Source organism: Maridesulfovibrio sp. (assembly GCF_963678865.1).
Lineage (GTDB): Bacteria > Desulfobacterota > Desulfovibrionia > Desulfovibrionales > Desulfovibrionaceae > Maridesulfovibrio.
In genome coordinates this window covers 29,110-42,761 of sequence record NZ_OY787459.1, presented here as the reverse complement: position 1 = coordinate 42,761, position 13,652 = coordinate 29,110, and the positions used below count along the sequence as shown (strand labels likewise).

Annotated in this window: 13 protein-coding genes; 2 read left to right on the top strand and 11 right to left on the bottom strand. The window is 47.7% G+C overall.

The annotated features are described in order from the left end of the window. Positions 1-209 precede the first annotated feature (209 nt). On the top strand, positions 210-2,234 hold the full coding sequence (locus ACKU41_RS00210) for a pentapeptide repeat-containing protein (protein ID WP_321403285.1): 2,025 nt from the start codon (positions 210-212) through the stop codon (positions 2,232-2,234). Between the two features lie 364 nt (positions 2,235-2,598). After that, a complete protein-coding gene (locus tag ACKU41_RS00205) occupies positions 2,599-2,862 on the top strand; it encodes an RNA-binding protein (protein WP_319779352.1) in 264 nt (87 codons plus the stop codon). A 250-nt stretch (positions 2,863-3,112) separates the two neighbouring features. Here the strand turns inward: ACKU41_RS00205 and ACKU41_RS00200 are convergent, their stop codons facing one another. From ACKU41_RS00200 to livM, 11 genes are all read right to left on the bottom strand, one after another. Next, on the bottom strand, positions 3,113-3,319 hold the full coding sequence (locus ACKU41_RS00200; RefSeq protein WP_319779351.1) for a cation transporter: 207 nt from the start codon (positions 3,317-3,319) through the stop codon (positions 3,113-3,115). A 93-nt stretch (positions 3,320-3,412) separates the two neighbouring features. Next, positions 3,413-4,141 (bottom strand): 1-(5-phosphoribosyl)-5-[(5-phosphoribosylamino)methylideneamino]imidazole-4-carboxamide isomerase, encoded by a 729-nt coding sequence (hisA, locus tag ACKU41_RS00195; RefSeq protein ID WP_319779350.1) that lies wholly within the window; start codon positions 4,139-4,141, stop codon positions 3,413-3,415. Further along, positions 4,138-4,794, bottom strand: a complete 657-nt coding sequence (locus ACKU41_RS00190) for a hypothetical protein (protein WP_319779349.1) — start codon at positions 4,792-4,794, stop codon at positions 4,138-4,140. Before ACKU41_RS00190 ends, hisA begins: the two co-directional genes overlap by 4 nt. Further along, complete coding sequence (gene hisB, locus ACKU41_RS00185) at positions 4,794-5,381, bottom strand: imidazoleglycerol-phosphate dehydratase HisB (protein ID WP_319779348.1); 588 nt, start codon at positions 5,379-5,381, stop codon at positions 4,794-4,796. Before hisB ends, ACKU41_RS00190 begins: the two co-directional genes overlap by 1 nt. A gap of 38 nt (positions 5,382-5,419) precedes the next feature. Further along, positions 5,420-6,574, bottom strand: coding sequence for a twin-arginine translocase subunit TatC (gene tatC, locus ACKU41_RS00180; protein ID WP_321403279.1), 1,155 nt, complete (start codon positions 6,572-6,574; stop codon positions 5,420-5,422). Then, positions 6,571-6,996, bottom strand: coding sequence for a Sec-independent protein translocase protein TatB (tatB, locus tag ACKU41_RS00175; RefSeq protein ID WP_321403277.1), 426 nt, complete (start codon positions 6,994-6,996; stop codon positions 6,571-6,573). Before tatB ends, tatC begins: the two co-directional genes overlap by 4 nt. Positions 6,997-7,291: 295 nt before the next feature. Next, the gene (gene guaA, locus ACKU41_RS00170; protein WP_319779345.1) at positions 7,292-8,839 is read right to left on the bottom strand and encodes a glutamine-hydrolyzing GMP synthase; all 1,548 of its coding nucleotides are present in this window, start codon (positions 8,837-8,839) and stop codon (positions 7,292-7,294) included. Between the two features lie 12 nt (positions 8,840-8,851). After that, a complete protein-coding gene (gene guaB / locus ACKU41_RS00165) occupies positions 8,852-10,309 on the bottom strand; it encodes an IMP dehydrogenase (RefSeq protein WP_319779343.1) in 1,458 nt (485 codons plus the stop codon). Between the two features lie 556 nt (positions 10,310-10,865). After that, complete coding sequence (locus tag ACKU41_RS00160) at positions 10,866-11,573, bottom strand: ABC transporter ATP-binding protein (protein ID WP_319779342.1); 708 nt, start codon at positions 11,571-11,573, stop codon at positions 10,866-10,868. Beyond that, complete coding sequence (locus ACKU41_RS00155) at positions 11,566-12,369, bottom strand: ABC transporter ATP-binding protein (protein ID WP_321403275.1); 804 nt, start codon at positions 12,367-12,369, stop codon at positions 11,566-11,568. The genes ACKU41_RS00160 and ACKU41_RS00155 overlap by 8 nt, the downstream gene beginning before the upstream one ends. Then, entirely contained in the window at positions 12,362-13,585 is a 1,224-nt protein-coding gene (gene livM / locus ACKU41_RS00150) for a high-affinity branched-chain amino acid ABC transporter permease LivM (protein WP_321403272.1), read from the bottom strand. The genes ACKU41_RS00155 and livM overlap by 8 nt, the downstream gene beginning before the upstream one ends. Between the last annotated feature and the right edge of the window lie 67 nt (positions 13,586-13,652).

Sequence of the window (13,652 nt, the reverse complement as noted above, 5' to 3'; positions counted from 1 at the left end):
TTTGTTTGAGTTATGCTCTGCGCGCTTATGATCGGTGTTTTCGCCTCCGGTGGCTTAAACCCTTTTTGAAAAATGGTTTAAGAATCCCAAAAACTTTCATTTGTATTTAAGTAAAACTGACAGCCCTACCCTTTTCCTCTGGATTAATCACAACCTTATACGTTATAAAACCATCACTTACTGAAATTAGTCATTTAAAAGAGGTACACATGGGCTGCTGCGTTGGAGCTAAACATAATAATTGGTGCGAAGATTACGACATTGTCTATATAGATGCCGATGGAAAAGAATATTGTATTTTTCATGCTCCTGTAGAGTGTAAGTTTGATGTGCCGAAGGGTAAGCCTTATGATGAACGTGCAGGTGGAGACAAGCCCGCTTTGATGGGGGCTGAGCAGTTTAATCAGTTGGTTTTTGCGCGGATTGATGAGGTTATTGAGGCTGGGGAGGATGAGGAGCGTGATAAATTGGATCCTTTTCAAGCAGTTATCGGAGATGGATGGAACCCTAGATGTAATTTCAGTGGAACAATATTTCCTTATGAGATTTCATTTTCTGAATATGATGGGCAGAATGATAAATATTTACCTCCAATAAATTTCAGCAGATCACAGTTCCGCGGGGACGCGTATTTCAGCAGATCACAGTTCCGCGGGGAAGCGTATTTCAGCGACTCACAGTTCCGCGTGGAAGCGTATTTCAGCAGATCACAGTTCCGCGGGTACGCGGATTTCAGAAGCTCACAGTTCCGCGGGAAAGCTTCTTTCCTAAGCTCACAGTTCCGCGGGGGCGCTTCTTTCAGCAGATCACAGTTCCGCGGGGACGCGGATTTCAGCGACTCACAGTTCCGCGGGGAAGCGTATTTCAGCGACTCACAGTTCCGCGGGTACGCGGATTTCAGCGACTCACAGTTCCGCAGGGGCGCTTCTTTCAGCAGATCACAGTTCCGCGGGGAAGCGTATTTCAGCAGATCACAGTTCCGCGGGGACGCGTATTTCAGCAGCTCTCAGTTTCGCGGGGACGCGGAGTTCAGCAGCTCACAGTTCCGCGGGTACGCGGATTTCAGAAGATCACAGTTCCGCGGGGACGCGGAGTTCAGCAGCTCACAGTTCCGCGGGGACGCGGAGTTCAGCAGCTCTCAGTTCCGCGGGGACGCGGAGTTCAGCAGCTCACAGTTCCGCGGGTACACGGATTTCAGAAGCTCAGTAACAGAAAAACAAACTAATTTTGATAAAGTCAAATTTGGTAAATCTACATTTAACCAAATGGAATTCAAAGGACCTGTTTATTTCGATAATTCTTCATTTGAAAATAAAGCATCATTTCATAACACAATATTTCACGAATATTCCAACTTTGAGCAAACAGTTTTCGAAGACGGTGCTAATTTCAATTTAGCTTTTTTTAAAGAATGGACCTATTTCCGCGATTCAAAATTTTTAGGTGAGACAAGCTTCGCAGGAGCCATATCCAAAGAGACTATCCTGCTGGAATCAACAAACTTATATAATCTTAAATTAGATAAGACGAACATAGAATCGTTTAAGTTCATTGACTGCAATTGGGGGAAAGAAAGATTTGCAAAAATTTACGATGAACGTACACAACAAAAAACTGACTGTAAAAACACTACCCTAGCAGAAATATACCGCCGTCTTAAAAAAATTGCTCGCGAAAATGCAGACGAAGAACAGACATCACACTGGCACTACCGCGAAAAAGAAATGGCTCTCAAATGTTTACAAAACACACAACTAGCTCCAATTGGAAATATACTCGCCACTGCTATTTTTATGATTCCCCTCTGCATATTTTTCCTTGAAATCAAACCGATGAACATTTTCAGCTTTGGTGTGGCTACATCTATACTTTGCACAGCAATAGGGATTGCTTACGATGACTATAAAAAAATAACCGACTTCAACAAGGCATTTAACAAAATCTATCTTAAATTATACAGATTCATAAGCGGATACGGCGAAGACCCAATCCGCGCAGGAGTAATCTTATTCTGCCTGATCCTATTACCTTTCTTTCTTCAATTAATTACAAGCCTCACCCCATGGGCAAATGGTGACAGCCTCAAAACAGCAATGTGGTACATGCCACTTATCAAAATTGAATTTGATAAGGCCGTTGGCCTTCATTACCTCCTAAAAGGCCTCTCAACAACCGCCATAACCCTACAAGCTGCTCTCTTCGGTTTCGCCCTGCGAAACAAACTGCGCCGCTAACAGACGAGATCAGAACGCAAAAAAAGCCCCGCACTCATCCGGGCGCGGGGCTTTTTGCAAGGCAGTATTTATTTTTTATCTAAAATGTTTTAGTTGTTTTTTCAATTACTTAAATCTCCAGCGCAACTAAAAAAAACATTAAATATACTTTCCAGCTTCATTATCGCTTGACTTTAAATCAGAAATAGAAGATTGTCTCTTCAACAAACACCAGCCGTACCCGTGAAGGCACGGTCAAACTGTGACTAGCGCTGGTTTAAATTGAACAAGTCTATCGAGGAGCCGAGTACGCATCTTGTACGCGGCCCTTTTTTTTTGGTGCACGGGCACTAATATACTTTTTACTTTTTTTGGAGAATTTTGAATGTCTAAGAATATTTATGTTGGTAATCTGCCCTGGTCCGCTACTGAAGAAGATATCCGTGCTTCCTTTGAAGCTTACGGTGAAGTTGTTTCCGTTAAACTCATCGAAGATCGCGACACAGGTCGTCCCCGTGGTTTCGGCTTCGTTGAAATGGACGACAACGGTGCTCTCGATGCTATCGAAGCTCTCGACGGTAAAGACTTCGGCGGTCGTAACCTCAAGGTTAACGAAGCCAAGCCCAGAGCAGAACGCCCCCGCTGGTAGTCTGTTTCTGTAAGTCTTAAAAGACTTTTTTTACGCCCGGTTCTCTTTTGAGAATCGGGCGTTTTTTTATAGGGAGAATCCGCTCTGCTCTATATCTGTAAGGCCTCTCAACAACCGCCATAGCCCTTCAAGCCGCCCTCTTCGGTTTCGCCCTGCGAAACAAGCTGCGCCGCTAACAGACGCTAACAGAACGCAAAAAGCCCCACACTCTTCAGAGCGCGGGGCTTTCAAATTTCATAGCAAACAAAAACTACTTAACTTCGCCAACCTCAAAACCGATCTTGGTGATGGTTTCCTTGATCTTGGCTTCATCAACAGGGCTGGTTTCTTCGTAGGTAGCGCATGCGTCTTCAAGGCTGACCTTGACGTCGCTAACGCCTTCAATAGCGCTGAGAGCTTTCTCAACGGAACCTACGCAATGCATGCAGCTCATGCCTTTTACTTCTACTTTTTTCATAGCTAGAACTCCCTCTATTAAGGATTCCAAAGGGGATTATCCCCTTTGGCCGCCGGAGGCTAAATCAGTTCATTAAAACGCGAAGCGCATCAACTAATTGTTTTCCAACCACTCAACGGCTTCAGCGAAATTGAGAGTTCCGGTGTAAATGGCCTGACCGGAGACAGCACCTTCAAGACCTTTGGATACCAGCGGATGAAGGTTGATTACATCCTCAAGGGTAGCCACGCCACCTGCTGCGATAACAGGAAGCTTGGTTTTAGCGCAAAGCTCGGAAAGGGCCATCACATTAACGCCGGTCTGCATACCGTCGCGGCTTATGTCGGTGTAAATGATGAATGCTGCACCTGCAGCTTCAATGCGGGGAATAATATCAAAAACAGAGATACCAGCATCCTCTACCCAGCCGCGAGACTTAAGCTGACCGTTAACAGCGTCAAGGGATACCCCGATCTGACCGGGAAACTTGGCGCAGAGTTCTGCAAAAGTTTCCTCGTCCTCAAGGGCCATAGTGCCGATAATCAAGCGTCTTACACCGGCTTCAAGGTATTTTGCTGCGGTTTCAATATCACGGATACCGCCGCCGAGCTGCACCGGAATGCTGAGCTGACTGCAAATATCCTTGATGAGGTCAAAGTTCTTGGGCATTCCGCTGAATGCGCCGTCAAGATCGACTACGTGCAGATACCTTGCGCCCTGATTTTCCCAGTACTTTGCCTGAGCAACAGGATCACTTGAAAATACGGTAACAGCATCAGCCTGACCCTGGGAAAGGCGTACGCAAACGCCGTCCTTGATATCTACAGCGGGAAAAACAATCATAAACCAAGCTCCATAAGTCCTGTCTCAAGGGCTTCGTCAGAGAGATCCATCGCGGTAACCCATTTGCCGCCGCGTTTGAAAAAAGTATCGGCTTCCAGCACATTCTCCATAAGAGTCTGCTGGGTTTCGTCAAAATGGAATCGTCTGATGATGCGCCTGTTGTTAACATCAATAAGAAACAAATCAATAATAACGGATGCAGGCTGGATATTGAAATCAGCCTTCTGCATACCGCGCAGGTCCTGCCAGAAAAGAATCTGCGGGACCAGAATATAGTCGGCACTCATGCACTGGCCGACCTTAACCCAATAAGCAAAAGCGGCTTCGCGGCGACCGCCCAAATTTTCAAAAACTTCGATTTCCTGGCACTGGCGTGTAATGGCCGGACGCGCAAAAGCGGTTACACCATGTTTGGAAAGGACACCGACCATCTTGTCATCCAACTGCTGCAGGATGTCTTTCTTAATCGGTTTACCTTCCTGAGGCAGATAACCTGCCAGCAGTTCCCAGTTGAATACCGGATTGGTAAATCCGGCAACAGCAAGCTTTCCGCTGGGCCGCGGGAGCTTCACAAGCTCACTCTTACTGGCACAACCACTGAGGGCGGCAAGGGCAAAAACACAAACAAAGAGAAGAGGGAAAAGCCGTTTCATCAGTCGAGACTCCCTTTTGTACTGGAAACACCTTGTCTTTCCACGGACAGGGCATTGCGAAAGGCAAGCCCCAGAGCCTTGAACGCACCTTCAAGCAGGTGGTGGCCGTTACGTCCGTATTCGAACTTGATGTGCAGGTTCATACCGGCCTTAAAAGCCAGTGACTTGAAAAATTCACGCCAGACATCCCTTTCATCTCCGGCAATTATCGGAGGCAGGATTTCATCATCATACACAAGATAGGCCCGTCCCGAAAGGTCAATTACAACCTCCACGAGAGCTTCATCCATGGGCACTTTGGCAAAGCCGATACGGTTGATGCCTTTTTTATCACCCATGGCCTCAGAGAGAGCCTGCCCCAGTACGAGCGCGATATCCTCAAGGGTATGGTGCGAATCAATTTCAAGGTCACCCTTGCATTTGAGATCAAGATCAAATCCGGCCCAGAAACTCATCAGGGTCAACATATGGTCGGCAAACCCCACCCCGGTATCAATATCAGTACGGCCTTCACCGTCGATATTAAGTTTCAGAGCAATATCAGTTTCCTTGGTGGTACGGGTAATTGCAGCTAATCTCTGTGACAAAAGCAACCTCTCTTATAGTGTAGCCTATTATACGGCTATTACATTTCAATCAAATCTTCGTCGTAACCTGCGCCTTCAGCCTTGGATTTCTTTTCGGCCTCGGGGTCCTTTTTCTTTTCAGGGGCAGATTCTTCTGCTTCGGTACTGCCTGTCTCTTTATCCTCAGGGGAGGAATCAGTTTCTGCAGCAGAAGCTCCGCCGTCAGGGCCGGAATTATCAGGGCCTTCGGGACCGGACTCAGCCTCTTTAAGCTTCCTGCCGCCCCGCTTACCAAAGAAATGAGCCACCCAAATGCCGATTTCATACAGAATAATCAGCGGTCCAGCCATAAGGGTCTGGGTCATGACATCCGGAGGTGTCAAAATCGCAGAGCAGATGAAACAGACCAGAATGGCATACTTACGCTTGCTGCGCAGCCCTTCTGCTGTAACAACTCCAAGTCTGGCGAGGAAGAAAATGAACAACGGCAGCTCAAAGATAAGCCCGAAAGCGAAGAGCAGCTTAAGTGAAAAACCTAAATATTCCCGCAAAGTAGGCATTGGTTTGATAAATTCATCGGCAAACCCCATAAAAAACTCACAACCAAAGGGGAATACCACGTAATAACCAAACAAAGCCCCGCCCACAAAAAAGAATGCGGAGAGAAAAGCCAGCGGAATCATCCATTTGCGTTCATGCTCGTACAGTCCGGGAGCGATAAATCCCCATATCTGTGAAAAGATATAAGGCGATACAACAAAAACTCCGGCCACGGCTGCGACTTTCAAATAAGTTACAAATCCTTCCGGCAGGGAAGTAAAAATCAAAGTGGAATCTGGAGGCAGCTCCGCAACCAGCGGAGCCATAAGCAGAGAAAACAGCGGTTTGGCAAAGGAATAGCAGGCCAGAAAACCTACACCGCAGGCAATCATGATCCTGAGAAAACGACGTCGAAGTTCTTCCAGATGTTCCAGGAAAGTCATGGGAGCTTCATCTTCATCAAGCTCATCATCGTCTTCTTCCACATCGGAACCGTCTTCAATAAGAGCCGGTTCGCCGGCGTCCTGCTCTGCAGGCAATCCGGCTTCTGTCCCGTTCTTTTCCGGGATTTCTTCATCGGAACTCAAGGATTCCGGAGCAGTTTCTTCAACCTGATCTTTTTCTTCAGGATTTTCCTGCCCTACATTACGCGAATCTTTCTCCGCAGAACTCATGCTTTCTCGCTCTCGTTCTTGGGTGCTTCAGCAACTTCCTCAGCTTCCTCAGCTTCTTCAGCATTCTGCTGTTTTTCGGCCTCAGCCTGACGTGCTTTTTCCATGGCTTCTGCTTCTGCCTTTTTACGTGCAGCTTCGCGTTCGGCCTCTTCTTTCTGCTGACGTTCCTGATCGGCAGCGGAAATTTCAGCATCAAGGGTGGATTTCACGTCATTGGACATCTTTTTTACTTCAGAAAGACCCTTACCAAGATTCTTGATAAGTTCCGGCAATTTCTGGGGTCCGATGAGGATCAGGGCTACAACCAAAATAACTATAAGTTCTGTTGAACCGATACCGAACATATTAATTCCTTTTTCGTTGCTACAATAAAAAACGCTGATGCGCAGAAAGTCGAAACTGACACAATCTTTAATCAGCACAGACTTTCTCAGAATTTGCTGACGTCTTGTAACCGATTTCTAAAACTTTATCTACGTCTTATCAACAATGAAATTCGGCATAAGTTACCGCTGCAGTACCTTCAAATTATATTCGCTTATCAAAAACAGGAACAAAAAAACGCAATACCCAATCAGGATATTGCGATCACTAAAGCAAAGGCAGCTTGGCAAAGCTGTCTGCGAAACCAATTGAAAGGCTATGGAGGTAATGCGGTTCGGGGAAGAGGTAATTCCCGTAAGAATTTCCCCTTCCCCGACCGCCGAAAGCGCTAAATTATTCCCATTCGATGGTTGCCGGCGGCTTGGAGGAAATATCCAGAACCACGCGGTTAACACCTTTTACCTCGTTGATGATCCGGTTGGACATGCGGGCGAGGATATCGTTGGGGATACGGGACCAGTCAGCGGTCATGGCATCAATGCTGTCTACGATACGCAGTGCGATGACGTGTTCGTAGGTACGGTCATCGCCCATTACGCCGACAGTCTTGAGCGGCAGCAGAACCGCGAAACCCTGCCAGACCTTGCGGTACCAGCCGGAAGCATGCATTTCATTCTGCACAATCTTATCTGCCTGACGCAGGATTTCAAGACGCTCTTCAGTAATTTCACCCAGAACGCGGATAGCAAGGCCCGGGCCGGGGAAAGGCTGGCGCCAGATGATGAACTCGGGCAGCCCCAGTTCGTAAGCAACCTTGCGGACTTCATCTTTAAAGAGTTCGCGCAAAGGTTCAACCAGATCGAGATCCATGTCTTCGGGCAGTCCGCCAACGTTGTGGTGGGACTTAATGACAGCGGAGGGACCTTTGAAGGATTCGGATTCGATTACGTCGGGATAGAGAGTTCCCTGTGCGAGAAACTTAACATCTTTGAGCGCGGTTGCTTCTTCATTGAAAACATCAATAAAGGTGTAACCGATGAGTTTGCGCTTCTTCTCAGGATCTTCAACGCCTTTAAGCTTGTCGAGGAAAAGCTGGGCGGAATCAACGCATTTAACGTTGAGTTCGAAATGCTCTTCAAGGAAACCGATAACTTCTTCACGCTCGTGCATGCGCAGCAGGCCGTTATCAACAAAGATGCAGTGCAACTGCTTGCCAATGGCTTTATGCAGGAGCACGGCAACTACAGTGGAGTCAATACCGCCGGAAAGGCCGAGCACAACCTGATTGTCACCGATCTTTTCGCGCATTTCCTCAATGCAGTTCTCAACGAAGGAAGACATGGTCCAATCGGCTTTAAGGCCTGCAATTTTAAATACAAAGTTGTTGATGATGGTGGTACCGCTCTCGGTGTGGGCCACTTCGGGGTGGAACTGGAGGGCGTACATTTTCTTATCATCGTTGGCCATGGCGGCAAAAGGAATGGACTCGGTGGTACCGCAGACCTTGAACCCGTCGGGGATGGCTTCAACACGGTCACCGTGGCTCATCCATACGGTGAGCTTTTCAATGTCCTCAATGCCTTCAAAAAGAACGCAGCCGGAATCGCCTTTGAATTCCGCACGGCCATATTCACGGTCCTCGGAAGAAACAACGCGTCCGCCGAGATCGTTGGTCATGAGCTGCATGCCGTAGCAGATGCCAAGCACAGGCACACCCATTTCCAACAGGGATGGATCAAGCTGGGGGGAATCGTCTTCCAGAACGGAGGAAGGTCCACCGGAAAGGATCAACGCACCGGGCTTGATATCCTTGATCTTCTGAGGATCAACATTACAGGGGTGGATTTCAGAATACACACCCGCTTCACGGATTCTGCGGGCAATCAGCTGAGTAAACTGAGACCCGAAATCCAGAATAATTACTTTATTTTCGTGCTGCATGACGTCTCCTGACTAGTAGGAATCAACCCGGTAGTTGGGTGCTTCCTTGGTAATAATTACATCATGTACGTGGCTTTCTTTAAAACCGGCGGCAGACATGCGGATGAATTGTGCTTTCTCTGACATTTCAGCAATATTGGCACAACCCACATAACCCATACCGGAACGAAGTCCGCCGATCATCTGGTAAATGCTATCGGAAACAGGTCCTTTGTAAGGAACACGGCCGACAATACCTTCGGGAACCAACTTATTGGTGTCCTTCTGGAAATAACGGTCGGAACTGCCCTTCTTCATTGCGTCAATGGAGCCCATACCGCGATAAAGTTTATAGCTGCGACCTTGATAAAGAACTTTTTCACCGGGGCTTTCATCGGTTCCGGCAAACATGGAGCCCATCATTACGGTATTTGCACCCGCAACCAAAGCCTTTACAACATCACCGGAGAATTTGATTCCACCGTCGCCGATCACGCAGACACCGCGTTCCTGACAAGCACGGGCAGCTTCCATGATGGCGGTGATCTGCGGAACACCTACACCGGCAACAACACGGGTTGTGCAGATGGAACCGGGGCCGATACCGACTTTCACAGCATTTACACCGGCATCAATAAGAGCCATGGCTCCATCATAGGTAGCGATGTTACCGCCGATGATCTGAGTATCGGGGTAGCAGGAACGAAGTTCCTTGATAGCTTCAAGGATACCTTTGGAATGACCGTGTGCGGAATCAAGGGTAAGGAAGTCAACTCCGGCGTTAATAAGCGCAGAGCTGCGCTCCATAAGATCGCGGCCAACTCCAACTGCAGCACCAACACGCAGGCGACCCGCAGAGTCTTTAGCAGCGTTGGGGTACTTCTTGACCTTGTCAATATCCTTGATGGTAATCAGGCCGGTAAGCTTGTTTTCTTCGTCAACAACCAGCAGTTTTTCAATGCGGTTGGTATGCAGGTGGCGCTTGGCTTCTTCAGAAGAAGTTCCCTTCTGCACGGTAACGAGGTTACGGCTGGTCATCACTTCGGAAACGGGCACATTGCGGTCGTTGATGAAACGTACATCACGGTTGGTAATGATACCTACAAGATGTTCACCCTTAACAACCGGGAAGCCGGAAATTTTAAATTCAGCCATGAGATCGAGAGCCTTGCCCACGGTATCATCGGGATGAACCACGATGGGATCGGTGACCATACCGGATTCTGATTTTTTGACCCTTTCGACTTCACGAACCTGATCGCGTACGCTCATATTTTTGTGAACAACGCCGACACCTCCGTGGCGGGCCATCTGGATAGCCATCTTGGACTCGGTAACAGTATCCATAGCGGCACTGACCAGTGGGATTCCAAGAGTGATCTCTTCGGTGAGTTTAGCGGATACGTCCACGCTATCGGGAAGAACTTCCGAATAGGCGGGCAAAAGCAGAACATCGTCAAAAGTCAGAGCCTGACCTACTACCTTTTCCATATTGCCCTCGCAAAATGATTTGAAATATTAGCTAAAAGAAAAGAGAAATCATGACATATGATTCCTCTCAAAGGGACCGAACCGGTCTTTCTGGCGGTCAACCGGGCGCGGTACCATCAGTTTTACAGGGGTTTTGGCAGGTTCTTCCCTGCCGGAATTTTCAATCTTTTAATGAACTGATTATATACTTTTTTGTTCCGGACTCAAGCCCATAACCAAAAAGTTATTAAAAGTGTTGGGGACCGCATATGTGCAGGGCCGATTTTTGTCAATAGTTATGTTTCCATCCGGAGCCCCTGCCGGAAGCCTCAAACACTTTAAAAAGGGGTTGCTCCACTGTTACTATACCTTAGAATCGAACCAAGTCCCCTCACCTGATGGCAAGGGCAAAAAATCAATTCCTTATTGTAAGAACCACATATAATTTTATAAAACTATTTTTAAAACTCAACCCGCAATAGCTCAAAAGCTATTGCGGGTTCGTTGTTTGCAAGTTCTTCAATACAAAACAGGGATGCCATGTTAAAAAGTATTTGGTCGCATGAGACATTCAAAATTAAAGTCCCAGATAAGCTTTCTTGATATCTTCGTTGGCGAGAAGTTTGTCACTGGTGTCTGAGAGTATAATCTCACCGTTTTCCATGACGTAACCGCGGTGGGCAGTCTTCAGTGCCAGGTTTGCATTCTGTTCAACCAAAAATACGGTAGTACCGCTTTCTTCATTAATTTTCTTAACAATATCAAAGATCTGACGAATAATTAACGGAGCAAGCCCGAGTGAAGGTTCGTCAAGAAGCAAAAGCTTGGGCCGGGCCATGAGCGCACGGGAAATTGCCAACATCTGCTGCTCACCACCGGAAAGGTTACCGCCGAGCTGCCTGCGCCGTTCCCAGAGAATGGGAAAGAGTTTAAAGACATGATCCATGTCTTCTTTGACCCCATCCTTGTCATCACGCAGGAATGCGCCCATGTCGAGATTCTCGGTAATAGTCAGATCAGGAAAAATAAGCCGCCCTTCAGGCACTTGTGAAATTCCCATCTTGACAATTTTATCCGGCTTGGTTTTGTGGATCGGTTTACCGTTGTAGAGGACTTCTCCTGTGCGTGGCGGCACCACACCGCTGATAGTCATCAGCGTGGTGGTTTTGCCTGCACCGTTGGCCCCGATGAGAGTAATAATCTCACCCTGCCCCACTTCAATATTGATATTGCGCAGGGCCTGAATATTTCCATAAAAGGTGTTTACATTCCTAAGTTTAAGCATCGACGAGTTCCTCCCCGAGGTAAGCCTTGATAACAGCGGGGTTCTCGCTGATTTGCTGAGGTGTGCCGTGGGCAATCTCGCGCCCGTACTCAAGCACGAACAAACGGTCCGACAAAGACATGACCATCTTCATGTCATGCTCAATAAGCAGGACTGATATTTTATGCTTGTCCTTGATGCTGACGATCAATTCCTCAAGTTCGGTTGTTTCCTGCGGGTTCATGCCTGCAGCCGGTTCGTCCAGAAGCAGAAGGAACGGATCAGTTGCCAGCGCGCGGGCTATTTCCAGACGGCGTTGCGCACCATAGGGCAGATTACGGGCCAGATCATCTGCATATTGATCCAGTCCGAGTTCCTGCAACAATTCATAACTCTTGAGGATAGTCTCCTGCTCTTCCCTGCGGGTCCGAGGATCACGAAAGACTGCACCGAGAAAAGTCGCCTTGGTGCGGCAGTGACAGCCGATCATGACATTCTCAATCACCGACATGGACGGAAAGAGTCTGATATTCTGAAAGGTGCGCGCCATTCCCAATTTGGTTACATGGTTGGGCTTCCTGCCGTTAATACGCTTGAAACCTTCACCTTTCGGATCGATATTAACGTCTCCCTCTGTGGGGGTGTATATCCCGGTGATGCAGTTGAAGAAAGTAGTCTTGCCCGCACCGTTGGGTCCGATAAGGGCAACAATCTCACCTTCTTTAACATCAAGATCTACATCATCAAGGGCACGTAGCCCACCGAAATCCTTGCTGACACCCTTAACCTGGAGAACAGTTCTTCTTTCATTACTCATGAGCGCCACCTAAAGCTTTTTTCACTGAACTGATGTCAATTTTCTTGCGCACATCACGGACCAGCCCTTGCGGCCTGAAAACCATAACAAGAACCATAGTCGCGCCGAAAACAAGCATGCGATACTCAGAGAAGTCACGCAGATATTCCGGTAGCAGGATGAGCATAAGCGCACCGAGGATAACCCCGAGGATAGAACCCATACCGCCGAGAACAACCACCGAAAGAATGATAGCCGACTCAAGGAATGTAAATGATGCCGGGTTGATGAAGGTTGTCTTGGCAGCAAAGACAACACCGACCATTCCGGCCCATGTAGCTCCCAAAGAAAACGCCAAAAGCTTGGTCTTCATCTTATCGATTCCCATGGCCTGACAAGCAATCTCATCCTCACGCAAGGCCTGCCATGCACGCCCGATACGAGAATTTTTAAGCCTGTTGACCACAAAAATCGTGAAGAGCACCAGTGCCAGCATCAGGTAATACATGAAGTTGACCTGAGCGACAAAACCCTTGGCAAGTCCGAAAAATTCAGGACGCGAAATGTTGGAGATCCCGGAAGGACCGTGGGTGAATTCGCCCCAGTTCTCAAGTATAAGACGAATAATTTCACCAAAGCCGAGTGTTACAATGGCAAGGTAATCACCACGCAGTCTCAGAACCGGAAAACCGAGCAGAATACCGCAGAAGGCACCAAGTAACGCCCCCAGCGGCAAGGCCATCCAGAAACTGATTCCCCAGTACATATTCATAAGCGCGTAAGAGTATGCACCGACAGCGTAAAAAGCCACGAAACCGAGATCCAGCAGGCCGGCAAGGCCGACCACAATATTCAAGCCCAGACCGAGCACCACGTAGATGAGCGCTGTGGTCATAACATTGACCTGATACATGGAGAACAGCTTAGGAAACGCTATGGCGAATACAGCCACTGCAACCATACCGGGCCAATAAAATTTTGGATTGGAAACAAGTTTGTTGAACAGGGTAACTTTTTCAACACTGGACGCTTCTTCCTCTTTCCTGCCCTTCTCCTTTCGATCAAGCATGTAACGCCAGAGAAAAGAAAGCACGAATGCAGCGGCTCCTACATAGAGGACCCGGTCCAGATGCCAGGTAACAGACTTATCAATCGTGTTCACAAAGACCCCCATTATAGGCAGGGTCAGAAACATGAACCACAATGAAGCCAGAATAGATTTTTTAAAGCCTTCCATATAAAAATATTCCGTTTATTTCATTTTCATATCAACGGGATTCTTATCTCCCGCATGCATCTGCACC